We start from the raw sequence: 25,913 nt of genomic DNA, 5'->3' as shown, positions 1-25,913 counted from the left end.
AAGGCAGGTGACTAGAAGCGTCCACATCTGCCGGACCGAGGCTACGAAGGCAATGCGCAAACCGCCCGCGCCGCCTCGGAACGCAAAAGGGCGGCCCGAAGGCCGCCCCGCGTCATGCGATCCGGAAGGTCGCGGATCAGAGATGCTTCAGCACGTTCTCGGCGCTGGAGACTTCATAGGCGCCGGCATCCTCGACGAAGAGCTGGGTCACCGTGCCGTCCTCGACCACCATGGCGTAGCGCTGGGAGCGCACGCCCAGGCCGCGCTCGGTCAGGTCGAGCTCGAGGCCGAGCGCCTTGGTGAACTTGGCGGAGCCGTCGGCCAGCATCATGACCTTTCCGTCGGAGGCCTGGTCCTTGCCCCACACGCCCATGACGAACGGGTCGTTCACGGAGACACAGGCCACGGTGTCCACGCCCTTGGCCTTCAGCGCGTCGATGTTCTGCACGAAACTCGGCACATGCTTGGCCGAGCAGGTCGGGGTGAAGGCGCCCGGCACCGCGAACAGCACCACCTTCTTGCCCGCGAAGAGGGCGGCATTGTCCAGCGTGTCGATACCCTCGGCCGTCTTATGCTGCAGGCCGACCTCGGGAAGCTTGTCACCAACCTTGATGGTCATACCGTCTCTCCCTGTAAGGAACGAGGCCGGTCGAACCCGGCCCCTTTGAAATCATCGCTCCCTACATAGGGCGGTTCGCCGACGAGTCCAAGCGTGCGGTTGAGTCGGCCCCCGCCGCCGTGCCGATCGCCTCGGTCACCGCCTCGGCCGACAGCAGTTCGGGCAGGGCGATGCCGTCAGGCGCTCCCGGCCCGTAGACCGCGTTGAACGGAATGCCGTACCGGCCGAACGAGGCGAGATAGTCGGAGATCGCCGGGTCCGGGTTGGTCCAGTCGGCCTGCATCGGCGTGACCGAGCCGCCGGTCAGCAGAGCGGAGACCGGCTCCACCTCGAGCACGAGCCGCTTATTGACCTTGCAGGTGATGCACCAGTCGGCGCTCACGTCGACGAACACCACCTCCCCGTCGGCCACCCGGCGGTCGATCGCCGCCCGGTCGAAGCCGGTCCAGACGACGGACTGCCCGCCCGCACTCTCGGCCACGTAGCCCGGTCCCTCCGGCGCCGGCATCAGCCCGGCCACGGCGAGCACCGTCACCAGCAGCGCCGCGCCGGTCAGCCCCGCCCCGCCGCGGCCGCGGCGGTGCAGCAGGGCGAGGACGACAGCGCTGGCAAGGAACAACGCGCCGAGGACCAGCGCGCCGGTCTGACCGATCTGCGCCGCCAGCACGGTCAGCAGCCACACGCCGGTGGCGAGCAGGGCCAGGGCGAGAACCCGTTTGAAGGCGATCATCCAGCCGCCAGGCCGCGGCAGGGCGCGGGCGATGGACGGCATGGCCGCCACCGCCAGATACGGCAGGGCAAGGCCGATCCCCATCACCGCGAAGACGGCGACGATCTCCGCCGAGCCCCGCGCCATGGCGAAGCCCACGGCGGTGCCGAGGAAGGGCGCGGAGCACGGAGTCGCCAGCAGGGCGGCGAAGGCGCCGGTCAGGAAGTGCCCCACCAGGCCCCTGCCTCGGGCACCGCCTTCAGCGGGAAGCCGGCCGCCCAGATCGGCCAGGGCGCGCGGCAGCGCGACCTCGAACCAGCCCCACAGGTTGGCGGCGAACAGCAGGACGATGGTCGCCATGGCGGCGAGGAACAGCGGCTGCTGGAACTGGATGCCCCAGCCCACGGCGACCCCGGCGGTTTTCAGTCCGGCCAGAATTCCGGCGAGCAGGAGGAAGGAGGCGACGATGCCCGCCGCCGAGGCCAGAAAGCCGTGCCGGATCGCCCCGCGTTCGGCCCCGCCATACTCCAGCACCGAGACGAGCTTCAGCGACAGGACGGGCAGCACGCAGGGCATCAGGTTGAGGATCAACCCGCCGAGCAGCGCGAAGCCCAGCACCAACCACAGATCGGTCGAGCCCGCCGGCGCGGCACCGGCGGTCACGGTCACCGGCCGCTCCACGAAACGCGCGCCGTCGACCAGGGTCAGCCGCAGGTCGGCGCCGTCGAGCCGGGCGTCGCCCCGCGCGCCCACCGGCACCCGGACGGTCGCCGAGCGGCCGCTGTCGGACAGGGTAATCTCCGGTTTGCCGTAGGACAGTCCCTGCGGCCCTTCCGGGAACACGTCGAGGGCGCCGATCGGGTCGGAGGCGGCGACCGTCAGCACCAGGGTCGGGCTTGCCGGGTCGCCACTGGCCCGGGCGGCGACCACGTCCAGGCCCACCCCGGGCAGGTCGCGCGGCACCTGCGCCGTCCACCGGTTCAGCAACTGGGTATAGGCGGTCGGCTCGGCCGGACCGGCCGGCAGGTCGAGGGACAGGGTGGCGTCGAGGGGCACGCAGATCTCGCTGCAGGCCAGGGCGTTCACCTGGGCGGTGATCCGCAGCGGCTCGCCCGGCCGCGCCAGCCCGGCGGTGATCGGATAGACCACCTGGTCCTTGTAGCCGAAGGTCTCCAGCCCGAAGAGGGAGAAGCGGTGCGGCACCGGATAGAGCGTCTCGGCGCCGGCCAGGTTCTGCGAGCCGTCCCACGTCACCTGCGGCGGATAGCCGGCATCGCCGGCCGACCGCCAGTAGACCTTCCAGCCTTCCGCCAGCCGGAACTCCAGGCCGAGCGGCACGTCCGTGCGTCCCTGGGTCCCGCCGACCGCCGAGACCAGCCGCAGATCGGCGAATTCCGTGCGGGTCCAGTCCGATGCCGGCTTGGCCGCCGCCGGCAGGGCCGACAGGCACACCAGAAGGGCCGCCGCCAGGGCGAGCGCGATGTGCAACTGGCCGATCCGAATTTTCACCACGGGTCTATCCGGCTCACTTTGAAGTCACTGTTGCGCCCCAATATAGTAGGAGACAGCGACGGGGAACGTCACAACCGCGGGACCAATGGTCGCGCGGGCCGTGGAGGATAGGAATGGACCCGGACGATTTCGGCCACTCAGACAGCAGTAAGGGCGGCGGCGAGGGCTACCTCACAGGTCAGCTTCTGATCGCCATGCCGTCCATGCGCGACCCCCGGTTCACGCGCACGGTGATCTATATGTGCGTCCACAACGACCAGGGGGCCATGGGTCTGGTGATCAACCGCTTGGTCGGGTCGATCAAGTTCGCCGACCTGCTGGAGGAACTGGACCTGAAGAGCGAGCCCGTGGCGGCCGACCGGTTCCCGACCATCCATTTCGGCGGCCCGGTGGAAACCGGGCGCGGCTTCGTGCTGCACAGCGACGACTACCTGGGCGGCGACACCATGCCGCTGGAAGACGGCCTCGCCATGACCGCGACCATCGACGTGCTGCGCGACATCGCCCTGGGCTCGGGTCCGGACAAGGCGATCCTGGCGCTCGGCTATGCCGGCTGGGGGCCGGGTCAGCTCGACGGCGAGCTGCAGGAGAATTCCTGGCTGTCGGTGGAGAGCGACCCGGACCTGCTGTTCGGACGCGACCTGGACGACAAGTGGGAGAAGGCACTGGCCAAGCTCGGCATCAGCGCCTCCCTGCTGTCCACCGACGCCGGGCACGCCTGACAAGCAGGCGAGCGCCGTTGCCCAGCTAGGCCGCCTCCTCCTGTTCGAGCAGAGCCTGGATCGAGCCGAAGCTGGCGGCCCAGCCGGAGCCGACCCCCTTGCGGGCGTCCTCCTTGCGGATCCCGGAATGGGTCAGGCGCACGAAGGTCCCCTGCTCCGCCGGCTCGAAAGTCACCGTCACTTCGGAATCCGGGGTGACCTCGACCCGGCCGTCGGCGAATTCGCGCTCGTGGCACCAGGTGAAGACCAGCTTGCGGTCCGGCTCCACCGTCACATAGGTGCCGCGCAGGGCGTCGCGGGAGGTCTCGGTCGGCGGCATGGAGAACTTCCAGGCCCCGCCCTCCCGCAGGTCGATCTCGATCGCCGACATGCTGTGCGGCGCCTGGCCGAACCAGGCCTTCACCTCCGCCGGATCGGTCCAGGCGCGGAACACCCGCGCCGGCGGGGCCTTGAACGTGTTCTCCACGACCACGGGGTCGCTGCCGTGGGGCGATGTCAGGAACGGCAGGTTCATGGATTCTCCTCCAGGTACCGGGCGAGGGCGTCGAACTGGCCTTCCCAGAACTTCTGGTAGGTCTCCAGCCATTCCGCCGCCTGTTTCATGGGCGCCGCCTCCAGGCGGCAGTACCGGGTGCGCCCGCGCTTGCTGACGCGGACCAGGCCGGCCTCCGACAGCACCCGGACATGCTTGGACACCGCGGTCTGCGACATCTCGAAGGGCTCGGCGATCTCGGACAGGGCCGCCTCGCCCTGGGTCAGTCTGGCGAGGATCGCGCGCCTTGTGCCGTCGCCGAGCGCGGCGAAGGTCTGGTCGAGCTGGGTCATCGGGTCGGCCCTTAACAGTCAACTTATTGGTTGACTATAGCCTGAAATCGACAATAGTCAACTGATCAGTTCACTTTACTCATGGAGGCTTCCCATGAAGCTGTACTCGCATCCGATGGCTCCGAACGCGCTGCGTACCCTCGTGTTCCTGGCGGAAAAGGGGATCGAGGTGCCGATCGAGCCGGTGGACATCATGGTGGCGGAGACCCGGACCCCGGCGTTTCTGAAGAAGAACTCTCTGGGCGAGATCCCGGTGCTGGAACTGGATGACGGCACCCTGATCACCGAGAGCGTGGCCATCTGCCGGTATTTCGAGGAGCTCCAGCCGGAACCGTCGCTGATGGGCGCCACGCCGGTGGAAGCGGCCCAGGTGGAGATGTGGAGCCGGCGCATGGAGCAGCAGATCCTCGGCCCTATCGCCCAGTACGGACTGCACACCGAGAAGTTCTTCGTCGACAAGGTCGAACAGGTGCCGGCCTATGCCGAGACCCAGGTCCGGCTGATGCCGAAGCGGTGGGCGTGGCTGGATGCGGAGCTGTCGGACGGCCGCACCTATGTGTGCAACGACCGGTTCTCCATCGCCGACATCACCGGCATGGCGACCCTGCACCTCTGCGACTTCTTCAAGCATCCGGTCCCCGAGGACCTGCCGAATGTGAAGCGCTGGGAAGCGGCCCTGCGCGCCCGGCCGAGCTGGAAGCGCTGATCCATGGCCGTCGATCCCGAACTCAACGGCAGGTTCCGTGCCGCGCTCGACGGCATTCCCTGCATTTCCGAAAAGCCGATGATGGGAGCGACCTGCTTCTTCCATCACGGCAACATGCTGGGCGGCGCCGACCGGGCGAAGACCGGAGAGCGCCGCTTCCTGTTCCGGGTCGGACCGGACGGTGCCGAAGAGGCGCTGTCCCGGCCCGGCGCACGGCCGGCGGAACTCGGCACCCGGACCATGCGCGGTTTGGTCTTCGTCGAGGCGGAGGCCTGCGATGCCGACGCCCTACGGGACTGGGTGGACCTCGCGATGGACTATGTCTGGGCGCTGCCGGCTAAGCGCTAATCGGCGAAGCCGGGGTCCTTGCGCTCCATCATCCGGACCAGGGCCGGCCATTCGATCGGATCGACCGTGCCAATATTGGCCGCCCCCGTCTCCCATTGCCGGGCCGTGTGCTCGGCAACATGGGCCGACGGACGCGCCGGCTTCATGCCGGACGCCATCACCTCCATCTGCAGCCGGCAGGCCCGCTCCAGGTAATAGATTCGCCGGAACGCCTCGGGCACCGTGCGGCCGCAGGTCAGCAGGCCGTGATTGCGCAGGATCATCGCGTTCTTGTCGCCGAGATCGGCGACCAGCCTCTCCCGCTCGTTCAGGTCCGTCGCCATGCCCTCGAGCTCGTGATAGGCGATCCGATCGTGGAACTGCAGCGACTGCTGATCCAGCGGGATCAGGCCCTCCTGGGTGGCCGCCACCGCGCAGCCGGCCCGGCTGTGGGTGTGGATGATGCAGCGCACGTCGGGCCGCGCCCCATGTACGGCCGAATGGATCACATAGCCGGGGCCGTTCACCGGGTACTCGTCCTCGTCCAGGGGCGTGCCGTCGATATCGACCCGCAAGAGGTTGGAGGCGGTGATCTCGGTGTAGTGCCGCCCGAACCCGTTGATCAGGAACACTTCCTTGCCATCGACCTTGTAGGGCAGCTTGGCGGTGATGTGATTGAAGACGAGATCGGCCATGTCGAAATGCTCGACCAGCCGGTAGCAGCAGGCGAGGTCGACCCGCAGCTTCCACTCCTCCTCGGAGACGGCGCCGCGACGGCGGTCGGCTGAAAGAGATTGGGCGGACAGGGCGGTGACGGACATGGCGGGCCTCCCGGATCGGTTCTTGCTGTTCCGCCCAGTCTACCGAGGGGGCTGAGCGCCGTCGATCCGCCACGGCGGCACCCGCCAGACGTCCGCCAGAAAGTCGATGAACACCCGGATCTTGGCCGACACGTGCCGGCTCTGGTGATGCACCGCATGGACGGCGATGTCCGGCGAGCGCCAGTTGGTGAGGAGCGGCACCAGGGAGCCGTCGGCGAAATGCGGAGCGAGGACGAAATCCGGTTGCAGCACGATGCCGGCCCCGGCCACCGCCGCCTCGGTCAGCACATCGCCGTTATTGGCCGACATCGGGCCGCGCGGCCGGACGGTGGCGTCCTCGCCGGCGGGATTGCTGAACCGCCAGGACGCCCCCTCCGCCGAATAGGCGTAGGCCAGGCAGGCATGATCGACCAGGTCGGCGGGATGCCCCGGCACGCCACGCTGCGCCAGATACTCCGGAGATGCGGCCAGATGCAGGCCGACCGGCGCCAGCCGCCGGGCGACCAGGGTGGAATCGGTCAGCCGGCCGATCCGCACGGCGACGTCGTACCCCTCCTCCAACAGGTCCACCACCCGGTCGTTCACCGTCAGGTCCACGGACAGGTCCGGATAGCGCCGCAGGAACGGAGCGATGGTGGCGGCCAGATGGCTGCGGGAGAAGGAGACCGGCCCGTTGATCCGCAGCAGCCCTGCCGGGGCCAGCCGCTCGCCCCGCGCCTCCGTTTCCGCCACTTCGAAATCGTGCAGCAGGCGCCGGGCCCGTTCCAGGTAGCGTCGGCCGGCATCGGTCAGCCGCACCCGCCGGGTGGTACGCTCCAGCAGCTTCACGCCGAGCCTGTCCTCCAGCGCCTGAACGTGCTTGCTGGCCATCGCCCGCGACAGGTCGAGCCTGTCCGCCGCCTCGGAGAAGCTCTCGGCCTCAGCGACGGCAATGAAAGTGGAGAGGAGCGCGAACCGGTCCATTGTCAATTACAGTGAGACAATCATTTTCAAACTGCACCCATTATTTTCGCCGTTAACCATCGTATCTCTGTCGCATGAAACACGGAGGGGGCCCGCCGCCCCACGACCCCAACACCCGGGGCCGATACATCAGCGATGGAGAACACCATGTACGATACGATCGACACCCGCACGGCGCCCTATGCCGCCCTGCTCCTGCGCGTCACTCTCGGCATCGCCTTCCTGGCCCATGCCGGCCTGAAGGTCTTCGTCTTCACCATTCCCGGCACCGTCGGCTATTTCGAGAGCATCGGCTTTCCGGGCTTCTTCGCCTATCTGGTCATCCTGGCCGAGGTCGGCGGCGGTGTCGCCCTGATCGCCGGCGCCTACACCCGGCTGATTTCGCTCCTGCTGGTCCCGGTGATGATCGGCGCCCTGCTGCAGCACACCGGCAACGGCTGGCTGTTCACCGCCGAAGGCGGCGGCTGGGAGTTCCCGGCCATGTGGCTCGCCCTGCTGTTCGTGCAGGCCGGTCTCGGCGACGGCGCCTATGCGGTGAAGCTGCCGCGCCCGGCGATCCTCGGCACCAACGCCGCCTGACCGGTCCCCTCACCGTTTACCCGACAGGGGCTCGGCTGCTCGACGGCCGGGCCCCTTTTGTTTAGGAGAGAACCTCATGTCACCGCTTCCCGCGATCTTCGTCAGCCACGGATCCCCGACCCTCGTCCTGGACGACGTTCCGGCCCGGGACTTCCTGCGCGGCCTCGGCGCCGAGCTGCCGCGCCCGCGCGCCATCGTGGTCGTCAGCGCCCATTACGACGCCCGCGGCGTGCGCGTGAACACCGCCGCCCGGCCGCGGACGATCCACGACTTCTACGGCTTTCCGAAGCCGCTGTACGACATGCGCTACGACGCCCCCGGCGACCCGGCCCTGGCCACCGACATCCTCGCCCGGCTGCACTGGGCCGGATTGGAGGCCGAGGGCGACGAGAGCTGGGGCTTCGACCACGGCACCTGGGTGCCGCTGATCCTGATGTATCCCGACGCCGATATCCCGGTCGTGGCCGTCTCCATCGATTCCGAGGCCGGGCCGGAGCATCACCGCCGCCTCGGCGCCGCCCTGGCGCCCTTGCGGGAGGACGGCGTGCTGATCCTGGGATCCGGCGCCTTCACCCATAACCTGGGCGAGATCCGACGGGGCGGCTGGGCCGAGCTGGACGCCCCCGACTGGGTCACCCGCTTCGTCGACTGGACGGCGGCCGCCATCGCGGAGGGCCGTACCGACGACCTGGTGCATTACCGCGACCGGGCGCCGGACGCCGTGCGCAACCACCCGACGGACGAGCACTTCCTGCCCCTCTTCGCAGCACTCGGTGCGGGTGGTACCGGTAAGGGCCGGCGGCTGCATGCCAGCACCGCCTTCACCGTCCTGGCCATGGATGCCTACGCTTTCGGCTGACGAAAGGAACCGACCCCGATGACCGAGATCACCCGTCGCGTCCTCATCACCGGTGCAGCCTCCGGAATCGGCGCCGCTACCGCGCGGCGGCTGGCCGGCCCGGGAACGGCGCTGCTGCTGCACACCCGCGGCAATGCCGACCGGCTCGAGGCGGTGGCCGGGGAACTTCGGGACAAGGGATCGGTGGTGGAAACCATGCTCGGCGATCTGGCCGACGCAGCGCTTCCCGGGGCGCTGGTCGGCCGGACGGCGGAGGCCTTCGGCGGGCTGGACGCCCTGGTGGCCAATGCCGGCTGGGCCCGCAATGTCCCGCTGCTTGAGTCGACGATGGAGCATCTGGAGGCGCCGGTCGACGCCATCGCCCGCGGCTTCGCCCTGATGGCCCAGGCGGCGGCCCCGCATCTGAAGGCCAGCGCCTGCGGCCGGGTGGTCGCGGTCTCCGCCTTCGGCCCGCATGTCTACCGGCCCGGGGTGATGACCTTCCCGGGGACCGCGGCCGCCAAGGCGGCGCTGGAAACCCATGTCCGCTCCCTCGCCTTCGAGCTGGCGGCGGACGGGGTGACGGCCAACGCCGTCGTGCCGGGTTTCATCCAGAAGGATCCCGGCACCAGCCGGGCGGTCACGGTCGACAAGGCGGCCCAGGTCACCGCCCAGATCCCCATGGGACGGCTCGGGTCGCCCGACGAGGTGGCGGCGGTGATCGTCTTCCTGCTGTCGCCGGAGGCGGGCTACGTCACCGGCCAATGCATCCACGTGAACGGCGGGCTGGTCTGACCTCTATTCGGTCGTGCCGAACAGCCGGTCGCCGGCATCGCCCAGGCCCGGCACGATATAGGCCTTCTCGTTCAGCTTCTCGTCCAGGGCGGCCACATAAATCGGCACATCGGGGTGATCCTGGTGGAACCGGCGCACGCCCTCCGGCGCGGCGACCAGGGCCATGAAGCGGATCCGGCTGTCCGGCACCCCGTGCTTGTTCAGCACGTCGGCAGCGTGGCTCGCGGAATTACCGGTCGCCAGCATCGGGTCGACCAGCACGAAGACCCGCTCCTCGGCCGCCGGCAGCTTCACCAGATATTCCACCGGCTCGTGGGTCTCGTGGTCGCGGTACAGGCCGACATGGCCCTCATAGGCGGTCGGGATCAGTTCACGCAGCCCGTCCACCATGCCGAGGCCGGCGCGCAGCACGCCGACCATCACCAGCCGCGGCTCGGCCAGAGTCGGCGCCTGCATGGTCGCCACCGGCGTCTCGATCTCGCGGGTTGTCGATTCCAGCGTGCGCGTGACCTCGTAGCCGAGGAACAGGGCGATTTCCTTCAGCAGCACCCGGAACTTGGAGGTGGACGTCTCCTTCTCGCGCATGATGGTCAGCTTGTGCTGCACCAGCGGGTGGTCGACGACGAACAGGTTCGGGAAGGCGGGATCGGTCTTCATGGCACGGACTCTCGGCTCGGCAGTTCCATCGGGGCGGTGCATCGGGCGGCGCGGATCGGGAGCATAACTGCCGAGGTCCGATTAGGCGACCGCACACGAAAACGCCCGCCTTTTCAGGCGGGCGCGGTAGGCGACTGGGACACCCCAGAAAAGATCAGGCGGCGGTCTTCGCCTCGGCGGCGAGGATCCGCTTCTTCAGGCGACGCGCCTCCTGCGACAGCTCGGACGCCCGGGCGGTCTTCAGGAAGGCGTCCAGGCCGCCGCGATGCTCGACGGTGCGCAGGGCACCGGTCGACAGGCGCAGGCGGACCATCTGGCCCAGCGCGTCGGACAGCAGCGAGGTGTCCTGAAGGTTCGGCAGAAACCGGCGACGGGTGCGGTTGTTCGCGTGGCTGACATTGTTTCCGGTCAGCACACCCTTGCCAGTAAGATCGCAGCGACGGGCCATGACTCGTTCCTCGACTTCTTTCCTGGCCCCGCCCCGGCATTACCCTGCGGCGATCGGCCTACATAAAACAGCGGCGTCGCCGGACGTAAGGCGACGCGAGGCGCGGGATATACGTGAGGCCGGCAGAGGCGTCAAGCGCCGAGACTCCCCTCCGGCCCGGTTTCAGGCGGTTTCTTCGTAAGCCATCGGCGGCAGCATCGGGCCGGTGCGCACGCTCGGTCCGGCCAGCACCATCTTCGACTTCACCGGCGAAGACAGCACGATGGAGGTCGTGGTCTCGCCGTAGGTCCGAAGCTGGGCGATCACATGCTCCAGGTGGGTCATCGAGGAGACGATGACCTTGATCATGTAACTGTCCTGCCCGGTGATGTGGTGGCACTCCTGCACTTCGGAGAGCGTATGCGCCACCGTGGCGATACGGCCGTGATTCTCGCCGATGGTCTTCAGGTGGACGAAGGCCGTGGTGGGATAGCCGAGCTTGGAGGCGTCGACCATGGCCCGGTAGCCGGTGATGACCCCGGTATCCTCCATCCGCCGAACCCGCTCGGCGATGGCGGGAGACGACAAGCCTACCCGTCGGCCAAGCTCGCTATACGACAGGCGTGCATCCTCCTGCAGAACGCGCAGAAGCTGCCACCCTACCTTGTCCAATTGGGCATCAACGTCACCGGCCATCAGCGTTTCTCACTGTTTTGTCTTGTCGGCGGAGATGTGTCGGCATCCGACACGAGAAATTCAGCAAGTTTTTGATGAATTTCAATTTGTTGCGAAGATACGACAATCTCCGGCACGCGGCAAGCGCGGGCGCCGCCCGCAAACGCCCGTCGGATCGGGGATTTTCGGCAGGAAACCCCCATGGCGCGTATTTCAAAAAGCGTGTTGCACCCCTGGTGGCATCATGCAATCGTGTGCAACTTGCATGCGGTAGTGTGCATATTCGTATGTGTCGTGTCGGTATGACACGGCGTATGCAGTCGATCCGCTGGCGGTCATTTCCGTCTGCCAGCACTTCCCGAGATTAGCAAAGAGACAGCGGACGTGACGAAGGAGTTGAGCCGGAACCGGCAACGCAGAAACGTCACCCTGGGCTCCCGGCGGACGAGCGTCAGCCTGGAAGAGCAGGTGTGGGACGGGCTCACCGAGATTTGCCGACGGGAAGAGGTCGGCCTGGACGAATTGTGCACGGCCGTCGAGATCCGGAGGGTAGATTCCTCCATGTCCTCGGCGCTGCGGGTGTTTCTGCTGACCTATTTCCGCCACGCCGCCGAAAACCTCGAATCGCCGTCCGGCGGCCAGCCGGGTCTGGCCGAGCGTCCCCAGGCGGCCTTCCCCGGCCTGCTGGATGCCGCGATGGAACGCTTCCACGCCGAACAGAAGAGCGCCGCCGGCAAGGCGTGACCGCGGCTGCGCGTCCGGCTCCGTCCTCCCTGGCGGCCCTCGCGCTACCAGGAGAGGCGGGCCGCCACGTGGGTGGGCGCGGCCCCCGGCTCCGCCAGGAACGCCGCCAGCCCGGCGCGGTCCAGATCGCCGTCGCGCAGCAGCCGCTCGTGATGGATGCCGTCGGCCAGCAGCAGCGAGCCCATGCCGGCCGCCTCGGCCCCGGCAATGTCCGTGTTCCGGTTGTCACCGACCATGATCAGCCGGCCGCCCGGCGCGCCCAGCAGCTCGGCGGCGCGCAGGAACACCGGCGCATGCGGCTTTCCGTGGTAGTGGACGCTGCCGCCCAGCGCCTCGTAGCGGGCGGCCATGGAGCCCGCGTGCATCTTCAGCCGGCCCTGGTCGAAGACCGCCAGGTCCGGGTTGGCGCAGATCATCGGCAGGCCGAGCCCGGCCGCCTCCGCCAGACGCTCCTCGTACAGCTCGACCTGATCGAACTCGCCGGCCGGTCCGGCGTTCAGGATCCAGTCCGCGTCGGCCAGCCGCTCCACCAGGGTGAAGCGGGTGCCGGGCAGGATGTCCCCGAACCGCGCTGCCGCGAAGGTGTAGACCCGGTCGCCTAGGCCGGCATGGAAGTCGTCCAGCCCCTCGGTCAGATAGCGCCGGGCCTCGCCGCCGGAGGTGATGACCACCTTGTAGAGGTCCCGCGCCACGCCGAGACCGGTCAGCCGCTCCTCCACCACCGAGGTGAGGCGCGGCGAGTTCGACATCACCGCCACCGGCACGCCGCGCGCCGCCAGATTCTCCAGCACGTCGCGCGCCCCGGGGAACACGGCACCGCCGTCGTAGATCGTTCCCCAAACATCGAAGATCCAGCCGTCATATCGGTCGGCCAGGGCGGACACGCCGTCGACCAGGATCTCGGCCGCGTTCTGGGTCATCGGGGCACTCTCTTGCTTAGGTTCGCTATTGCTTGTCGACGAGCGGGCGGGGCTCGCCGAAGAGGTATCCCTGCCCGAAATCGACTTTCAACTCCAGCAGGTCGAGCAGCATGTCCTCGCTTTCGATCTTCTCCACGATGAGATCCATCGCGTGGCGGTCGAGGGCGCCCTTGAACGAGCGCATGTCAAGCACCGGGTCGTCGCCGCGCGCCATCTCGTGCAGCAGATGGGCGTTTACCTTCACGTAGCGGAAGCCCTGGCGCGACAGCTCCTCGAGGTCGAGGTCCAGATCGTGGACCTGATCGAGGGAGAACCGGTAGCCGACTCCGCGCAGGCGCTGCAGGTTCATCCGGGTGATGTAGTCCCCGGCGGCGATGCTGGCATTGTCGAACTCGAAGACCAGGGTCTCGGCGAGCTGCCGGTTTTCCGCCATGAAGGTGATGAAGTCCTGGAAGAAATCGACGTCGGTCAGCGAGGCGTTGGAGATGTTGCAGAAGAAGCCGACATCCAGGTGATCGCGCCGCGCGCGCCGCACGAGCTGGACACAGCGCACCAGCAGCAGGTTGTCGATCGCCGCCACCAGACCGGCCTGTTCGGCCACCGGGATGTACTGCTCCGGGGTGATGACCGAGCCGTTCGGCAGCACGATGCGCGAGAAGCACTCGTAGAACCGCCGCTTGCGCTGGGGCAGGCTGACCACCGGCTGCAGGTACAGCTCGACCGCCTCGTCCCGCAGCGCCTGTTCGATGGCGCCGAGCAGCTCTTCGCTCTCCATCATGACGACCTGAGCGCCCCGCGGGCCCGTCGGCACGGCGACGACCGTGTCGGCCTTGCCTTTGGCGGCGATGGCGCCGGTGGCATCGGCCGGCTGCTCCTTGCGCGTGGCGAGCTGTTTCAGCAGTCCCTGGAGCACCTTGAGCTCACCGGAAAGCCGCTCGGCGTCCGGCATGTCGTCCAGCCGGTTGCGCAGAGTATCGACCTCGGCGCGGGCGAGTTCCGCCTCCTCCTGGAGGACGGCGACCCGGCGCACCACCTCGCGCAGGCGCCGTTCGGCCCGGCCGGCGGCCCGGCGTCCGGCGATCGCGATGTGCCAGGAAATGAAGATGCCGGCCAGCAGCACGAAGACCACCGGTCCGGACGCGAGCAGATAGGTCTCGGCCGCCCAGGCGGCGGCAACCGCGGCACCGAGATAGACCAGGGCGATCAGGATGTGACCGAAAATGCTCCGCTCCCTCGGCTAGCGCTGCGCGCGTCGTCCTCAGCCCTCGGCCAGAGCGGCCGCATCGACCCCGACCGCCTCGCCGATGGATGCGTATCCCTCGGCCGCCATGCGGACGGCCAGATCGTCCCGGATGCGCCGGAACAACCCCGGACCGTTATACACCAGAGCCGAGTAGAGCTGCACGAGCGAGGCGCCGGCCCGGATCTTGGCATAGGCGGTCTCGCCGCTCTCCACCCCGCCGACGCCGACCAGAACCAGCCGGTCCCCGGCCAGAAGCCGGGCCCGCGCCAGCACCCGGGTCGAGGGGCCGAACAACGGCCGGCCGGACAGCCCGCCGGTCTCGCCCCGCGCCGCCGACCGTAGCGACTCGGGACGGGCGATCGTCGTGTTGGAGATGATCAGGCCGGCCACGCCGGCGCGCACGGCGGTCTCGACGATGGCCTCCAGCTGCCCCTCGGCCAGGTCCGGCGCGATCTTCAGCAGGACCGGCGGGCCGTGCGGACCGCAGGCGGTCGACCGCGCCTCCATCACCGTGTCGAGCAGGCGGCCCAGCGCCCCCTCCCCCTGCAGGTCGCGCAGGCCGGGGGTGTTCGGCGACGAGACGTTGATGGTCAGGTAATCGGCCAGCGGCGCCAGCATCCGCACGCCGTAATCGTAGTCGTCCACCGGATCCGGCGTGTCCTTGTTGGCGCCGACATTGATGCCGAGGATCCCGGCATGGCGGGCATGGCGCGCCAGCCGGCCGGCGGCGGCGTCCAGGCCGTCATTGTTGAAGCCGTTGCGGTTGATCACCGCCGAGTCCTCCGGCAGGCGGAACAGCCGGGGACGCGGATTGCCGGCCTGGGGCCGCGGGGTGATGGTGCCGACCTCCACCGCGCCGACCCCCATGTTGAGCAGGGCGTGCCAGCACTCCGCACTCTTGTCGAAGCCGGCGGCGAGGCAGACCGGATGCGGGAAATCGAGCCCCATCAGCCGCTGGGACAGACCGGCGGGCGGGGCGGAGCGGTCCACGGGGCCGACACCCGCGGCCAGCGCGCGCACGGTGGCACGGTGGGCGGTTTCCGGATCGAGGCGGCGCAGGAACGGAAGGGCGAGATCGAATATCGACATGGCGCGAGACGGTAGTCGGTGCTCCGAGCGCTCACAAGCTTTCGAATACGAAACCGCGCAGATGACGGTGGCGCGTTGGCAAGCCCGCATCCGGCGGGCTAAGGTCGGCTCAATCAAAGACATCATCGACGGAGCTTCCGATGGCCACGCCTCCCAAGGCCTTTACCTACGTGGACCAGGACCAGAGCTGGCACGAGGGCAACCCCATGGTCATGGGTCCGATGACCCAGTCCACCTGGCTCGGCTCGCTGATCTTCGACGGCGCCCGCTGGTTCGAAGGCACCATGCCGGACCTGGACCAGCACTGCGAGCGCGCCTGCCGCAGCGCCCGCAACATGCTGCTGGAGCCGAAGATCCGTCCGGAGGAGATCGTCGAGCTGGTCAAGGAAGGCGTGTCCAAGTTCGACGGCAGCACCGCGCTCTACATCAAGCCTATGTTCTGGGCCGATGGCGGCTGGATCTATCCCGATCCCAACACCACCCGCTTCATGCTGACGATCTACGAGAGCCCGCTGCCGCAGGACACCGGTTTCAGCGTGAACATCTCCGACAAGATCCGGCCGATGCCGACCGCGGCGCCGACCGACGCCAAGGCCGCCTGCCTCTACGCCAATGCCGGCCGCGCCCTGAAGCTCGCCCACGAGGCCGGCTACGACAACTGCGTCGTGCTCGACCCGATCGGCAACGTCGCCGAGCTGGCAACCGCCAACCTGTTCTACGCCAAGGACGGCGAGGTCCACACGCCGATCCCGAACGGAACCTTCCTGAACGGCATCACCCGCCAGCGCGTCATCAAGCTGCTGACCAAGGCAGGCGTGAAGGTCCACGAGCGGGTGGTGACGACCGGCGAACTGATGGAAGCCGACGAGATCTTCTCCTGCGGCAACCACGGCAAGGTGATGTCGATCACCAAGATCGTCGACCGGCAGCTTCAGCCGGGACCGATCACCGCCAAGGCGCGCGAGCTGTACTGGGCCTATGCCCATGGCGACGCCTAACATCGACGCCTAACATCGACGCTGGGGCGTCAGGTCTGATCAGGGAACCACGATGACCTTCACCGTTGGCGGAGTCTGCCGCCGCACCGGACAGTTCGGCACCGCGCTGTCCACCTCCTCCATCGGTGCGGGCGGACGCTGCCCGCACGCCGTTCCGGGCCTCGGCCTCGTGGTCACCCAGGCGCGCACCGATCCGCGCCTGGGGCCGCTCGGCCTCGACCTGCTGCGGGCCGGCCGGACCGCGGAGGAGACGGTGGCGTCCATCGTCGCCTCCACCCCGCACAGCGCCTGGCGCCAGCTCGGCGTGCTGACCGCCGACGGAGACACCGCCGTCTTCACCGGCGAGAGCTGTGCGCGGCCGGCCGACGGTCTGGTGCTCGCCGACGGCTTCGTCATTGGCAACTGGGTGAAGAGCGAGGCGGTGCTGGCCGGCATCGCCGCCGGGTTCGAGACCGACCCCATGGCGGAGCTGGCCGACCGGCTGATCCAGGGGCTGGAAGGCGGCGAGGCGGAAGGCGGCGAGCTCGACCCGCTGCAATCGGCCGCCCTTGTCGTCTGCGATCCCGCCTATACCTTCCCTATCGTCGATCTGCGCATCGACAACTCGCCGACTCCGATCGCCGACCTGCGCCGCACGTGGGAGCGCTGGCGGGAGATCATGGACGGCTATCTGCTGCGCGCCGTGGACCCGGCCGCCGCCCCCGACACCCGCAGCCTGGAAGGCCACGCATGATCCGCCCCCTCATCCTCTCCGTCGCCCTGCTCGCGCTGACCGCCTGCGGCGGCCTCGAGAAGGCCCGCCAGATGCCCCAGGACGAGATCGCGGCGATGACCGACGACGAGGTCTGCGGCTATCTCTCGACCTTCGCCTACAAGGGCCGCCTGCCCGAAGCCTGGGAGAACGAGGCGGTGCGCCGCGGCCTGACCCGCTGCATCGACGAGGGCATCAAGAAGCGCTCGGTCGACAACAAGATCGACCGCAGCAAGCCGATCCTCTGCCCGCAGGGACAGACGACGCAGGATTCGCGCTGCTGGTAGGGTGAGCGTTGAGCCCTTCGACACGCCCCGGCCACGACCGGGTCTGCTCAGGGCGCGGTCGCATTGGGTGAGGTCGCATTTGAAACCCCTCACCTTTCCTGATCCGTCATCCCGAACTTGTTTCGGGACCTCACGGCGGTCGGCCGGATTTAGGTCCCGAAACAAGTTCGGGATGACGATGCTGATATTTACGACCTCGCCCTGAGCAGGAGCCCGCAGGGCGACTTGTCGAAGGGTTGTCCAACTGGGCCGTTCACCCCTCGCCACTCTCCGACCTTGGGCCGGGCCCCTACGTCTCAGGGCGCGCGCCCGCTCCCGGCGTTGCCCCGGAATAAATCCGGGGAGTGCGCGCGGGTGAAGGTGAAGTGCACATGACGACCGACCGCCTTACGCCGCCATGTCCTCGCCCTTCAGCGCCTTGTCGATCAGCGCCACGGTCTCCGCCACGCCGTAGAGCGCGATGAAGGAGCCGAAGCGCGGGCCCTGGGACTGGCCGAGCAGGGTCTCGTACAGCGCCTTGAACCAGTCGCGCAGGTTCTCGAAGGCATGGCGCTTGCCGACCTCGTAGACCTCGGTCTGCAGATCCTCCGCCGATGCTCCGGGCGCCATGCCCTCCAGCACGGACTTCAGATCCTCAAGCGCCGCCCGCTCGACATCGGTCGGGGCCCGGTACTGCTTCTCCGGCCGCACGAAGTCCTGGTAGTAGCGCACGGCATAGCCGACCAGGGTGTCGAGCAGCGGGTTGGCTTCCGGCGAGGCGTCCGGCGCGTAGCGGCTGACATAGCCCCAGACCACGCTCTTCTCCTCGGCGTGACAGACGCTGGCCAGGTTCAGCAGCAGCGAGAAGGACAGGCCCGAGCTCTCCGGCGCCGGCGGCTGGCCGTGATGGATGTGCCAGACCGGGTTTTCCAGACGCTTCTCGGCATCCTCCTCCGGGAACTTGGAGAGGAAGGTGAGATAGTCGTCGACGTTCTTCGGGATCACGTCGAAATACAGACGCTTCGCCCGGCGGGGCTGCTGGTACATGTACAGAGAGAGGCTGTCCGGCGGACCGTAGGTCAGCCACTCCTCCACCGACAGGCCATTGCCCTTGGACTTGGAGATCTTCTGACCGTCGGCGTCGAGGAACAGCTCGTAGTTGAAGCCCTCCGGCGCGGGGCGGCCGAGGATCTTGGTGATCTGCGAGGACAGCTTGACCGAGTCGATCAGGTCCTTGCCGGCCATCTCGTAATCGACGCCCAGCGCGTACCAGCGCATCGCCCAGTCGCACTTCCACTGCAGCTTGCAGTGTCCGCCCGTGACCGGAACGGTCATCCGCTCGCCGGTCTCCGGGTCGTCGTAGGAGACCGTGCCGGCCTCCACGTCGCGCTCGACGATCGGCACCTGCAGCACATGGCCGGTGCGCGGGCAGACCGGCAGGAACGGCGAATAGGTCGCCCGCCGGTCCGGACCCAGCGTCGGCAGCACCACGTTGGTGACCGCGTCGTAGTTCCGCAGCACCGCCATCAGGGCTTGGTCGAAGCGGCCCGAGGTGTAGCACTCGGTCGCCGAGTAGAACTCGTACTCGAAGCCGAAACTGTCGAGGAAGCCGCGCAGCCGGGCGTTGTTGTGGTGGCCGAAGCTCTCATGGGTCCCGAACGGATCCGGCACCCGGGTAAGCGGCATGTTCAGGAAGGGGACCATCGCCTCCTGATTGGGGATGTTGGTCGGCACCTTGCGCAGGCCGTCCATGTCGTCGGAGAAGGCGACGAGCTTGGTCGGAATGTCGCTCATCATCTCGAAGGCGCGGCGCACCATGGTGGTGCGGGCGACCTCGCCGAAGGTGCCGATATGCGGTAGGCCGGACGGGCCGTAGCCGGTCTCCAGCAGAACGTAGCCTTTTTCCGGCGGGGCGTCCTTGTAGCGCTCGACCAGTTTGCGCGCTTCCTCGAACGGCCAGGCGCGGGCGTTCGTGGCGAGTGTGCGCATCGGGTCGGCGGACATTGGATCGGCTCCTCACGGAAGGATGTGGAAAAAACGCGCGGAAGCTACGGCGCACGGGAGCCGGGGTCAATGAAGAGGTGTCCGGGAAGAGGAGCGGGAAGCAGTGGCTTGCGGCGGGTCAGGAGAGCTTCGCCAGCATCTCCAGGAATTTCCGCCGGTCTTCGGGATCGATCGGCGCCAGCGTCCGCTCGGTCACGCGCGTGCCCAGCGACGTGACCTCGTGCACCAGCGCCTCGCCCTCTTCCGACAGGCGCAGCTTGGTGCGGCGCTTGTCGTCGGGGTCGGGTTCGCGGGTGATCAGGCCGCGCTCCTCCAGGCGGCGGATCACGCCCTGGATGGTGGCCGGGTCCATCGCCGTCATGCGGCCGAGCGCGTTCTGGCTGGCCGCCCCCTCCTCCGCCAGCATGGCCAGCGCCGCCCACTGGGTGGGGGTCAGGCCGGCCTGCTCGAAGGTTTCCAGGAAGATCTGGGTGGCGCGCTGGTGAGCCCGGCGCAGCAGGTGGCCGATCTGGTCCTGCAGGACGTAGGAACGACCGGCCACCGGAAGCTTAGCCCTCGGTCTTCGGCGCCGCCTTGGGCGGCAGGGCGAGCTTGATGTGCAGGTCGCGGAGCTGTTCCGGACGCACGTCGCTCGGCGCGTTCATCATCAGATCCTCGGCCTTCTGGTTCAGCGGGAACAGGATGACCTCGCGGATGTACTGTTCGCCGGCCAGCAGCATGACGATGCGGTCGATGCCGGGGGCCATGCCGCCGTGCGGCGGGGCGCCGAACTTGAAGGCGTTGATCATGCCGGCGAACTTGTCGTCCACGACCTCCGGGCCGTAGCCGGCGATCTCGAACGCCTTGTACATGATCTCCGGGCGATGGTTCCGGATCGCGCCCGAGGACAGTTCCACGCCGTTGCACACGATGTCGTACTGGTAGGCGAGGATATCCAGCGGATCCTTCGTCTCCAGCGCCTCCAGCCCGCCCTGGGGCATGGAGAACGGGTTGTGCGAGAAGTCGATGGCGCCGGTGGTCTCGTCCGCCTCGTACATCGGGAAATCGACGATCCAGCACAGCTTGAAGACGCCCTTCTCGACGATGTCGAGATCGGCGCCCAGCTTCAGGCGGGCCTGGCCGGCGAGCTTGGCGGCCTCCAGCTCCTTGCCGGCGGCGAAGAAGATGGCGTCGCCGTCGCCCATGCCGGTGAGCTGCTTCAGCTCGGCGATCTTCTCGGCCGACAGGCGGTTGGCGATCGGCCCGCGGGCCTCGCCGTCGCCGAAGATCATGTAGCCCATGCCCGGCGCGCCCTGGCCCTGAGCCCAGGAGTTCATGCGGTCGCAGATCGCCCGGCTGCCGCATTTCGGCCCCGGGATCGCGCGGACCACGCCGCCGCCCTCGACCAACTTGGCGAAGATGGCGAAGTCGGAGCCGCGGAAGATCTCGCTGACGTCGCTGATCTCGATCGGGATGCGCAGGTCCGGCTTGTCGGAGCCGTATTTCAGCATCGACTCACGATAGGGGATGCGTGGGAACGGATCCGGCACCGTCCAGTCGGAGAACTCCCGGAAGATGCCCGCCAGCACCGGCTCGGTGGCGGTGAACACGTCTTCCTGCTCGACGAAGCTCATCTCCAGGTCGAGCTGGTAGAATTCGCCCGGCGAGCGGTCGGCGCGGCTGTCCTCGTCGCGGAAGCACGGCGCGATTTGGAAGTAGCGGTCGAAGCCGGCCACCATGATGAGCTGCTTGAACTGCTGCGGCGCCTGGGGTAGCGCGTAGAACTTGCCCGGATGCAGACGCGACGGCACCAGGAAGTCGCGCGCACCTTCCGGCGAGGACGCGGTCAGGATCGGCGTCTGGAACTCCATGAAGCCCTGCTCCACCATCCGGCGGCGGATGGAGGCGATGACCTGGGAGCGCAGGATGATGTTGTTGTGCACCCGCTCGCGACGCAGGTCGAGGTAGCGGTAGCGCAGGCGCATTTCCTCGCCGGCATCCTCATCGGAGTTGACCTGCAGCGGCACCTGATCGGCGGCGGACAGCACCTCGAACTCGTCGATCCGGACCTCGATCTGGCCGGTCGGCAGCTTCGAATTGATCGTCTCGTCGCTGCGCTTCACCACGCGGCCGGTGATGCACACCACGCTTTCCAGCCGGTACTTCTCGACCTGCTGGAAGGCCGGGTCCTCAACGTCGGTGACGCATTGGGTGATGCCGTAATGATCGCGCAGATCCAGGAACACCAACTGTCCATGGTCGCGGCGGCGATGGATCCAGCCCGACAGCCGGACGGTCTCGCCGACATGGGTGTCGCGCAGGTCGGAGCAGGTGTGGGTACGATAGCGGTGCATGGCGTCAACGGTGCGTAGCGGGAAACGGCCGCCACGTTGCACGCACCGTCACCAAGGTCAAGTGAAACGCCGCGTCAGAGCGTGCCGAGGGCCGTCCGAACAAGGCGATCACGGACGCCCCGTCGCGCGCTCGCCGCGGTCCGTCATCCGCCGAGCGGCATCAGCATATCCGTGGCCAGGCGGATGGCGAGGCGGCGACCGTCGCCCTGCCCGTCCGTTGCGAGCACGGACCAACGGGCCGGATTCCCCGACAGGGCCCGCCGGGCGGCGTCGAGCAGGCGCACCGCCGCCAGCGGTGCCGCATCGGCGATGGCGTCGATCGCATCCGCGTCGAGCCGCCGGACGCCCCAGGGATCGATCCAATCGACGTCCACCGTCAGCCACAGGACGCTCCCCTCCAACCGATGGCAAAGCAGCACCTGGCCGGTCTCGGCATGAAACGCGAGCGCCGCCGTCGTCATCGCCGCACAGGCATCGGGCGTCAGGGTGGCCGGGGCCCGAGCCGAAAGGGTCCGGGCGCTGGCGCGCATCGACAGGCGGGCCGCCTCGAGCCGACGGTCGACCAGCACGACCGCCGTCCCGCCGATCACCCGCAGCCTCAGGCCGGCGACGCCCGCCTGCATCCTCAGGGTCGACCAATCCGGCGATCCGACGGTCAGCGTGGCGAACGCCGCCGCCTCGCCGTCCCAGCGGGCCGGCGCTCCGCGCAGCCGTCTTTCGACGTGGCGGCGGGGCGCCGGCGGCAGATGCGCGCACCGCCAGCGGGCGACGGCCCGGAACAGGGCGCCGTCGGCCACCGGATAGATCGGGATCCCGCGGCGCGGAATGGCCGCCCCGCCGAGCCGCTGCGGCGCGCCCATCCCTGCCGAGATCATCCGCAGGAAGAGCCGGGCGAGAACCACCGCCTCCGCCCGATTGTCGCCTCCCGGTCCGACGCTGGTTCGCCGGAGCTGCGATTCCGGGGTCGAGAGTGCCACGACCGACAGTGCCGGAGCGCTATACCCCGTCGCGATTTCCGGACTGTCCGCGGCGCCGGTGAGTTCAGCCAGGAGGCGGGCGATCTCCGGCGCGGTGGCGACCACGGCCTGTACCGCCGCTGGCGGCAGGGCCGCGAGCCGGCAGAGCTGCTCCAGATCCCGCTGCACAGCTGGCCCGCCGAACCGACGGGACTCGCGATCCGGCACCGCCCCGCCAGCGTCGATCGCCTGGAACAACGCCGACACCGACGCCAGCGCTGGCAGGGCCGGCCAGGGTGGGTCCGATCCTTCGGAGACGGGCACCGACAATCCGCACCGCCCCGCCACCACCGCCAGGGCGAGGCCGATGAAGTCCGAGGCGGCCGGACGACCCTCCGCAGTCGTGTCGGCGGCCCGGACGGACTCGTGGCAGATCGACCGCAGCCGCGCGGCGTCCATCAGCGCATCCACCAACCGGCGCCGGGCCCGAGGGACCAAACCAGCTCCGCCGTCGGCACCCGACTCCACCGACAGGTCGCGGGAACAGGGTGTCACGCGCGGTCCGAGGTCGGCGGCGGGGCCGGATTTCAAGGCGGTATCGGACGCTGCGCGTGCTGCCATCTCACCCTCCTGATTTTGCAGGATTGTATGATAAACACGCTTTGATAGTCAATATCGTATTTTTCCAAAGGAACATAGGAGAAACTTGACCCATGCCGCGACGCACAATTATTAGGCAATCCTCTCGACGTCGATTCTAACGAGTCGGCCTGCGAGTCAGGGAAGCGGCTGTTTGAAGCAAAACCTAGGGCTCCCGCCGATTGGCGCGTATGGAAGCACCTCCTGCCCGGCGCACCGGGCGACGCAGCCAGATCGGTGATTTCCAATTCTGGCGCTATTTCAGTCTATGGATCGAGAACCCGAAAACCGACGCATGAGGTCATTCAAACTCGTTATCGCAACCTCTATGGCAATCGTGTTAAGGAGCTTTCCAACAAGAAGCCACGATGCCGGGGGACGCGGCTCGCGTGGACGTTGATCAGGTCATGGCGCAGCGCACACTTGGGCTTTACCAAAGGTGGCCGCCGGGTATGATCGCCCCTGGAAAGCTTAAGTGGGGCAAACGCTTTCAGTTGACGACCAGTCCCAGAAACGACCTTAAGCAGGGAGCAGACAACCATGAAACGTCGTGAATTTATCAAGAACGCAGGCATTGCTGCGGTCGGCGGCGCTGCCGCGACGACCACTCTGGCGGCGCCGGCGATCGCTCAGCAGCGCATCGAGATGGTCATCGTCTCGACTTGGCCGCGCGACTTCCCGGGTCTCGGCACCGGCGCCCAGCGTCTGTCGCAGCGCATCCAGGACGTCTCCGACGGCCGCATCCAGACCCAGTACTTCGCCGCCGGCGAGCGGGTCGGCGCGTTCGACGTGTTCGACGAAGTCGCCTCGGGCAACGCCCAGGCCTACCACGCTGCCGACTACTACTGGAAAGGCAAGCATCCGGGCTTCGCGTACTTCACCTCGGTTCCGTTCGGTCTGACCGAGAACGAGATGGGCGCCTGGATCAACTTCATGGGCGGCCAGGAGCTCTGGGACGAGCTGTCGGCCGAGTTCGGCCTGAAGGCCTATGCCGCCGGCAACACCGGCGTGCAGATGGGCGGCTGGTTCAACAAGGAGATCAACTCCGCCGAAGACTTCAAGGGCCTGAAGATCCGTATGCCGGGTCTGGGCGGCGACGTCATGGCGAAGCTCGGTGCCTCCCCGGTCTCGCTGCCGGGCGGCCAGATCTACGAAAACCTGGTCTCCGGCGCCATCGACGCCACCGAGTGGGTCGGTCCGTGGAACGACTACTTCCTGAAGTTCTACGAGGCCGCGAAGTACTACTACTGGCCGGGCATGCACGAGCCGGGCGGATACGACGCCTTCGGCATGAACAAGACCTGGTTCGACAACCTGACCAAGTCCGACCAGGCTCTGATCCAGGCCTGCTGCCTCATGGAAAACGACATGATGATGGCGGAGTTCAACGCCAACAACGGTCGCTATCTGTCGAAGCTGATCAACGAGCATGGTGTCGCCCTTCGCGAGTTCAACGACGACGTCTACGACGCGTTCGGTGAAGCCGCCGAGGAGGTCTTCTCCGAGGCTCGGGCGCACTCCGATCTGGCCAACCGGATCCACGAGAGCTTCGCCGCCGCGCGGGCCGATGTCGGTGGCTGGATGAAGCTGTCCGAAGGCGCCTACTACCGGCAGCGCAACCGGGTGCTCGGCCTCTAAGGCCGACACACTGGATGTTTCCGGGGCAGACGGAGCGCAAGCTCCGTCTGCTTCCCTGTTTCGGCCGACGGGAATGTCCCGCGGCCTGATCGGACCGGTCCTTCTCAAGGGTTAGACATGAGCACGGCAACTGACGGCGCCTACGCGGACGCCATGGGCGCAGACGTATACCGACCCGGAACCGCGGTGATCCGCACCTTCGGCTGGATATCCGTCGCGATGGCCTTCGCCTACGTCATCAACAACTTCCTGTGCTTCTGGCTCGAATGGCCGGGAGTCTTCGCCCTGATCGCCGAACCGCGGCCGGCCGGAACCGGCATGGTTCTGGCGCTGGTGCAGACCGCCCTGTTCGTGCTGGGCATCCTCCTCGCGATCCTCTTCGTCGCCCGGTCGCCGTCGCGCAACCTGCGCGCCGAGGCCATGGCCATGGCCGCCATCGCCAATTACATCGTGCGCTTCGCCTTCTGGAGCGTGCTGCTGATCGGCCTGATCGACGCGGTGATCTCCTTCCTGCGCGTCGAGGCGCTGGCCGACCAGATCCTCGGCCCGGAGCTGGCCACAGAGCTCGGCCGGTCCCGCTTCCGCGGCCCCTATGTGCACGCGCCGATGCTGGTCATCGCCCTGGTGATCGCCGCCCGCACCCGGTCGCTGGGCTTCCACTGGCTGGCCCTTCTGGTGGTCCTGGCCGAGCTGGGCATCGTGCTCAGCCGCTTCGTCTTCTCCTACGAGCAGGCCTTCCAGGGCGACCTGGTGCGTTTCTGGTACGGCGCGCTGTTCCTGTTCGCCAGCGCCTACACCCTGTTCGAGGACGGGCATGTGCGCGTGGACGTGCTGTATGCCGGGTTCAGCGAGAAGACCAAGGGCCTGATCAATGCCCTGGGCTCCGTGTTCCTCGGCCTGGTCCTGTGCTGGACGATCATGATCCTCGGCATGTGGAACCAGTCGAGCATCATCAACAGCCCGCTGCTCGCCTACGAGGTCTCGCAGTCTGGCTTTGGCATGTACGTGAAGTATTGGATGGCCGGGTTCCTCGCGGTCTTCGCGGTGACCATGAGCATCCAGTTCACCAGTTTCACCCTGGAGAGCATCGCCAACTTCCGTCAGGAACCGGGCGCGCGGGAAACCACGCCCAGCTCCGCAACCTAACCGACCGCTCT

Annotated in this window: 28 protein-coding genes; 12 read left to right on the top strand and 16 right to left on the bottom strand. The window is 67.8% G+C overall.

Features of this window, described 5'->3' with window-relative positions; genetic code table 11:
• Window positions 1–136: 136 nt before the first annotated feature.
• Window positions 137–619, bottom strand: a complete 483-nt coding sequence (locus tag T8K17_RS10300; protein WP_322334420.1) for a peroxiredoxin — start codon at window positions 617–619, stop codon at window positions 137–139.
• Between the two features lie 61 nt (window positions 620–680).
• The gene (locus T8K17_RS10295) at window positions 681–2,837 is read right to left on the bottom strand and encodes a protein-disulfide reductase DsbD family protein (protein ID WP_322334419.1); all 2,157 of its coding nucleotides are present in this window, start codon (window positions 2,835–2,837) and stop codon (window positions 681–683) included.
• A 116-nt stretch (window positions 2,838–2,953) separates the two neighbouring features.
• On the opposite strand from T8K17_RS10295, the gene T8K17_RS10290 reads away from it, so the two are divergent.
• Window positions 2,954–3,562 (top strand): YqgE/AlgH family protein, encoded by a 609-nt coding sequence (locus tag T8K17_RS10290; RefSeq protein ID WP_322334418.1) that lies wholly within the window; start codon window positions 2,954–2,956, stop codon window positions 3,560–3,562.
• A 25-nt stretch (window positions 3,563–3,587) separates the two neighbouring features.
• Here the strand turns inward: T8K17_RS10290 and T8K17_RS10285 are convergent, their stop codons facing one another.
• Both T8K17_RS10285 and T8K17_RS10280 read right to left on the bottom strand, forming a co-directional pair.
• Window positions 3,588–4,076 (bottom strand): SRPBCC domain-containing protein, encoded by a 489-nt coding sequence (locus T8K17_RS10285; RefSeq protein ID WP_322334417.1) that lies wholly within the window; start codon window positions 4,074–4,076, stop codon window positions 3,588–3,590.
• Window positions 4,073–4,387, bottom strand: coding sequence for a metalloregulator ArsR/SmtB family transcription factor (locus tag T8K17_RS10280; protein ID WP_322334416.1), 315 nt, complete (start codon window positions 4,385–4,387; stop codon window positions 4,073–4,075). The genes T8K17_RS10285 and T8K17_RS10280 overlap by 4 nt, the downstream gene beginning before the upstream one ends.
• A gap of 94 nt (window positions 4,388–4,481) precedes the next feature.
• Here T8K17_RS10280 and T8K17_RS10275 point away from each other — a divergent pair, with 94 nt between their 5' ends.
• Together T8K17_RS10275 and T8K17_RS10270 are read left to right on the top strand one after the other, a co-directional pair.
• Window positions 4,482–5,093: a glutathione S-transferase family protein gene (locus T8K17_RS10275; RefSeq protein WP_322334415.1), complete on the top strand. Its 612-nt coding sequence runs from the start codon at window positions 4,482–4,484 to the stop codon at window positions 5,091–5,093.
• 3 nt (window positions 5,094–5,096) lie between these two features.
• Window positions 5,097–5,441 carry a TfoX/Sxy family protein gene (locus T8K17_RS10270; protein ID WP_322334414.1) on the top strand — a complete coding sequence of 115 codons (345 nt, stop codon included), beginning with the start codon at window positions 5,097–5,099 and terminating at the stop codon, window positions 5,439–5,441.
• On the opposite strand, the gene T8K17_RS10265 is transcribed toward T8K17_RS10270, so the two are convergent.
• Both T8K17_RS10265 and T8K17_RS10260 read right to left on the bottom strand, forming a co-directional pair.
• A complete protein-coding gene (locus T8K17_RS10265) occupies window positions 5,438–6,241 on the bottom strand; it encodes a class II aldolase/adducin family protein (RefSeq protein ID WP_322334413.1) in 804 nt (267 codons plus the stop codon). The two genes, T8K17_RS10270 and T8K17_RS10265, sit on opposite strands and share 4 nt — an antisense overlap.
• Before the next feature lie 39 nt (window positions 6,242–6,280).
• Window positions 6,281–7,204 carry a LysR family transcriptional regulator gene (locus tag T8K17_RS10260; RefSeq protein WP_322334412.1) on the bottom strand — a complete coding sequence of 308 codons (924 nt, stop codon included), beginning with the start codon at window positions 7,202–7,204 and terminating at the stop codon, window positions 6,281–6,283.
• A gap of 147 nt (window positions 7,205–7,351) precedes the next feature.
• Here T8K17_RS10260 and T8K17_RS10255 point away from each other — a divergent pair, with 147 nt between their 5' ends.
• The 3 genes from T8K17_RS10255 to T8K17_RS10245 all read left to right on the top strand — a co-directional run bounded on the left by T8K17_RS10255 (window position 7,352) and on the right by T8K17_RS10245 (window position 9,416).
• Window positions 7,352–7,783, top strand: a complete 432-nt coding sequence (locus T8K17_RS10255; RefSeq protein ID WP_322334411.1) for a DoxX family protein — start codon at window positions 7,352–7,354, stop codon at window positions 7,781–7,783.
• Window positions 7,784–7,859: 76 nt separating this feature from the next.
• Window positions 7,860–8,642 (top strand): class III extradiol ring-cleavage dioxygenase, encoded by a 783-nt coding sequence (locus T8K17_RS10250; protein ID WP_322334410.1) that lies wholly within the window; start codon window positions 7,860–7,862, stop codon window positions 8,640–8,642.
• Window positions 8,643–8,660: 18 nt separating this feature from the next.
• Complete coding sequence (locus tag T8K17_RS10245; protein ID WP_322334409.1) at window positions 8,661–9,416, top strand: SDR family NAD(P)-dependent oxidoreductase; 756 nt, start codon at window positions 8,661–8,663, stop codon at window positions 9,414–9,416.
• Window positions 9,417–9,419: 3 nt separating this feature from the next.
• Here T8K17_RS10245 and upp read toward each other — a convergent pair whose 3' ends face one another.
• From upp to T8K17_RS10230, 3 genes are all read right to left on the bottom strand, one after another.
• Window positions 9,420–10,073, bottom strand: coding sequence for a uracil phosphoribosyltransferase (gene upp, locus T8K17_RS10240; protein ID WP_322334408.1), 654 nt, complete (start codon window positions 10,071–10,073; stop codon window positions 9,420–9,422).
• Between the two features lie 154 nt (window positions 10,074–10,227).
• Entirely contained in the window at window positions 10,228–10,521 is a 294-nt protein-coding gene (gene rpmB / locus T8K17_RS10235) for a 50S ribosomal protein L28 (protein ID WP_322334407.1), read from the bottom strand.
• Between the two features lie 162 nt (window positions 10,522–10,683).
• Window positions 10,684–11,196, bottom strand: coding sequence for an Lrp/AsnC family transcriptional regulator (locus T8K17_RS10230; RefSeq protein ID WP_322334406.1), 513 nt, complete (start codon window positions 11,194–11,196; stop codon window positions 10,684–10,686).
• Between the two features lie 363 nt (window positions 11,197–11,559).
• Here T8K17_RS10230 and T8K17_RS10225 point away from each other — a divergent pair, with 363 nt between their 5' ends.
• Window positions 11,560–11,919, top strand: coding sequence for a ribbon-helix-helix domain-containing protein (locus T8K17_RS10225; RefSeq protein WP_322334405.1), 360 nt, complete (start codon window positions 11,560–11,562; stop codon window positions 11,917–11,919).
• Window positions 11,920–11,963: 44 nt separating this feature from the next.
• Here T8K17_RS10225 and T8K17_RS10220 read toward each other — a convergent pair whose 3' ends face one another.
• From T8K17_RS10220 to T8K17_RS10210, 3 genes are all read right to left on the bottom strand, one after another.
• Window positions 11,964–12,839 carry a TIGR01459 family HAD-type hydrolase gene (locus tag T8K17_RS10220; protein ID WP_322334404.1) on the bottom strand — a complete coding sequence of 292 codons (876 nt, stop codon included), beginning with the start codon at window positions 12,837–12,839 and terminating at the stop codon, window positions 11,964–11,966.
• Window positions 12,840–12,864: 25 nt separating this feature from the next.
• Window positions 12,865–13,959, bottom strand: coding sequence for an EAL domain-containing protein (locus T8K17_RS10215; RefSeq protein ID WP_322334403.1), 1,095 nt, complete (start codon window positions 13,957–13,959; stop codon window positions 12,865–12,867).
• A gap of 138 nt (window positions 13,960–14,097) precedes the next feature.
• Window positions 14,098–15,171: a quinone-dependent dihydroorotate dehydrogenase gene (locus tag T8K17_RS10210; RefSeq protein ID WP_322334402.1), complete on the bottom strand. Its 1,074-nt coding sequence runs from the start codon at window positions 15,169–15,171 to the stop codon at window positions 14,098–14,100.
• 140 nt (window positions 15,172–15,311) lie between these two features.
• On the opposite strand from T8K17_RS10210, the gene T8K17_RS10205 reads away from it, so the two are divergent.
• Genes T8K17_RS10205 through T8K17_RS10195 form a run of 3 tightly spaced genes read left to right on the top strand, consistent with a single transcriptional unit; the run spans window position 15,312 to window position 17,207 of the window.
• On the top strand, window positions 15,312–16,169 hold the full coding sequence (locus tag T8K17_RS10205; RefSeq protein ID WP_322334401.1) for a branched-chain amino acid aminotransferase: 858 nt from the start codon (window positions 15,312–15,314) through the stop codon (window positions 16,167–16,169).
• Between the two features lie 52 nt (window positions 16,170–16,221).
• A complete protein-coding gene (locus T8K17_RS10200) occupies window positions 16,222–16,902 on the top strand; it encodes a DUF1028 domain-containing protein (protein WP_322334400.1) in 681 nt (226 codons plus the stop codon).
• On the top strand, window positions 16,899–17,207 hold the full coding sequence (locus T8K17_RS10195) for a hypothetical protein (RefSeq protein WP_322334399.1): 309 nt from the start codon (window positions 16,899–16,901) through the stop codon (window positions 17,205–17,207). The genes T8K17_RS10200 and T8K17_RS10195 overlap by 4 nt, the downstream gene beginning before the upstream one ends.
• 387 nt (window positions 17,208–17,594) lie before the next feature.
• Here T8K17_RS10195 and T8K17_RS10190 read toward each other — a convergent pair whose 3' ends face one another.
• The 4 genes from T8K17_RS10190 to T8K17_RS10175 all read right to left on the bottom strand — a co-directional run bounded on the left by T8K17_RS10190 (window position 17,595) and on the right by T8K17_RS10175 (window position 23,100).
• Window positions 17,595–19,190, bottom strand: coding sequence for a lysine--tRNA ligase (locus T8K17_RS10190; RefSeq protein ID WP_322334398.1), 1,596 nt, complete (start codon window positions 19,188–19,190; stop codon window positions 17,595–17,597).
• Between the two features lie 118 nt (window positions 19,191–19,308).
• Entirely contained in the window at window positions 19,309–19,731 is a 423-nt protein-coding gene (locus T8K17_RS10185; protein ID WP_322334397.1) for a MarR family transcriptional regulator, read from the bottom strand.
• Window positions 19,732–19,738: 7 nt separating this feature from the next.
• Window positions 19,739–21,523, bottom strand: a complete 1,785-nt coding sequence (gene aspS, locus T8K17_RS10180) for an aspartate--tRNA ligase (protein ID WP_322334396.1) — start codon at window positions 21,521–21,523, stop codon at window positions 19,739–19,741.
• A gap of 143 nt (window positions 21,524–21,666) precedes the next feature.
• Window positions 21,667–23,100 (bottom strand): hypothetical protein, encoded by a 1,434-nt coding sequence (locus tag T8K17_RS10175; RefSeq protein WP_322334395.1) that lies wholly within the window; start codon window positions 23,098–23,100, stop codon window positions 21,667–21,669.
• A 558-nt stretch (window positions 23,101–23,658) separates the two neighbouring features.
• Here T8K17_RS10175 and T8K17_RS10170 point away from each other — a divergent pair.
• Window positions 23,659–24,756: a TRAP transporter substrate-binding protein gene (locus T8K17_RS10170; RefSeq protein WP_322334394.1), complete on the top strand. Its 1,098-nt coding sequence runs from the start codon at window positions 23,659–23,661 to the stop codon at window positions 24,754–24,756.
• Between the two features lie 117 nt (window positions 24,757–24,873).
• On the top strand, window positions 24,874–25,902 hold the full coding sequence (locus T8K17_RS10165; protein ID WP_322334393.1) for a TRAP transporter small permease subunit: 1,029 nt from the start codon (window positions 24,874–24,876) through the stop codon (window positions 25,900–25,902).
• The last annotated feature ends 11 nt before the right edge of the window (window positions 25,903–25,913 follow it).

The organism is Thalassobaculum sp. OXR-137, assembly GCF_034377285.1.
Lineage (GTDB): Bacteria > Pseudomonadota > Alphaproteobacteria > Thalassobaculales > Thalassobaculaceae > Thalassobaculum.
The sequence above is the reverse complement of the archived record's forward strand: the minus strand, read 5'-3'. Positions and strand labels throughout refer to the sequence as shown.

Coding starts and splice junctions, on each gene's coding strand:
- T8K17_RS10205 (WP_322334401.1), top strand. CDS start 15,312: ATGGCCACGCCTCCCAAGGCCTTTACCTACGTGGACCAGGACCAGAGC.
- T8K17_RS10275 (WP_322334415.1), top strand. CDS start 4,482: ATGAAGCTGTACTCGCATCCGATGGCTCCGAACGCGCTGCGTACCCTC.
- T8K17_RS10285 (WP_322334417.1), bottom strand. CDS start 4,076: ATGAACCTGCCGTTCCTGACATCGCCCCACGGCAGCGACCCCGTGGTC.
- T8K17_RS10195 (WP_322334399.1), top strand. CDS start 16,899: ATGATCCGCCCCCTCATCCTCTCCGTCGCCCTGCTCGCGCTGACCGCC.
- upp (WP_322334408.1), bottom strand. CDS start 10,073: ATGAAGACCGATCCCGCCTTCCCGAACCTGTTCGTCGTCGACCACCCG.
- T8K17_RS10175 (WP_322334395.1), bottom strand. CDS start 23,100: ATGGCAGCACGCGCAGCGTCCGATACCGCCTTGAAATCCGGCCCCGCC.
- T8K17_RS10260 (WP_322334412.1), bottom strand. CDS start 7,204: ATGGACCGGTTCGCGCTCCTCTCCACTTTCATTGCCGTCGCTGAGGCC.
- T8K17_RS10280 (WP_322334416.1), bottom strand. CDS start 4,387: ATGACCCAGCTCGACCAGACCTTCGCCGCGCTCGGCGACGGCACAAGG.
- T8K17_RS10165 (WP_322334393.1), top strand. CDS start 24,874: ATGAGCACGGCAACTGACGGCGCCTACGCGGACGCCATGGGCGCAGAC.
- T8K17_RS10220 (WP_322334404.1), bottom strand. CDS start 12,839: ATGACCCAGAACGCGGCCGAGATCCTGGTCGACGGCGTGTCCGCCCTG.
- T8K17_RS10245 (WP_322334409.1), top strand. CDS start 8,661: ATGACCGAGATCACCCGTCGCGTCCTCATCACCGGTGCAGCCTCCGGA.
- rpmB (WP_322334407.1), bottom strand. CDS start 10,521: ATGGCCCGTCGCTGCGATCTTACTGGCAAGGGTGTGCTGACCGGAAAC.
- T8K17_RS10270 (WP_322334414.1), top strand. CDS start 5,097: ATGGCCGTCGATCCCGAACTCAACGGCAGGTTCCGTGCCGCGCTCGAC.
- T8K17_RS10230 (WP_322334406.1), bottom strand. CDS start 11,196: ATGGCCGGTGACGTTGATGCCCAATTGGACAAGGTAGGGTGGCAGCTT.
- T8K17_RS10265 (WP_322334413.1), bottom strand. CDS start 6,241: ATGTCCGTCACCGCCCTGTCCGCCCAATCTCTTTCAGCCGACCGCCGT.
- aspS (WP_322334396.1), bottom strand. CDS start 21,523: ATGCACCGCTATCGTACCCACACCTGCTCCGACCTGCGCGACACCCAT.
- T8K17_RS10290 (WP_322334418.1), top strand. CDS start 2,954: ATGGACCCGGACGATTTCGGCCACTCAGACAGCAGTAAGGGCGGCGGC.
- T8K17_RS10255 (WP_322334411.1), top strand. CDS start 7,352: ATGTACGATACGATCGACACCCGCACGGCGCCCTATGCCGCCCTGCTC.
- T8K17_RS10210 (WP_322334402.1), bottom strand. CDS start 15,171: ATGTCGATATTCGATCTCGCCCTTCCGTTCCTGCGCCGCCTCGATCCG.
- T8K17_RS10170 (WP_322334394.1), top strand. CDS start 23,659: ATGAAACGTCGTGAATTTATCAAGAACGCAGGCATTGCTGCGGTCGGC.
- T8K17_RS10300 (WP_322334420.1), bottom strand. CDS start 619: ATGACCATCAAGGTTGGTGACAAGCTTCCCGAGGTCGGCCTGCAGCAT.
- T8K17_RS10200 (WP_322334400.1), top strand. CDS start 16,222: ATGACCTTCACCGTTGGCGGAGTCTGCCGCCGCACCGGACAGTTCGGC.
- T8K17_RS10250 (WP_322334410.1), top strand. CDS start 7,860: ATGTCACCGCTTCCCGCGATCTTCGTCAGCCACGGATCCCCGACCCTC.
- T8K17_RS10190 (WP_322334398.1), bottom strand. CDS start 19,190: ATGTCCGCCGACCCGATGCGCACACTCGCCACGAACGCCCGCGCCTGG.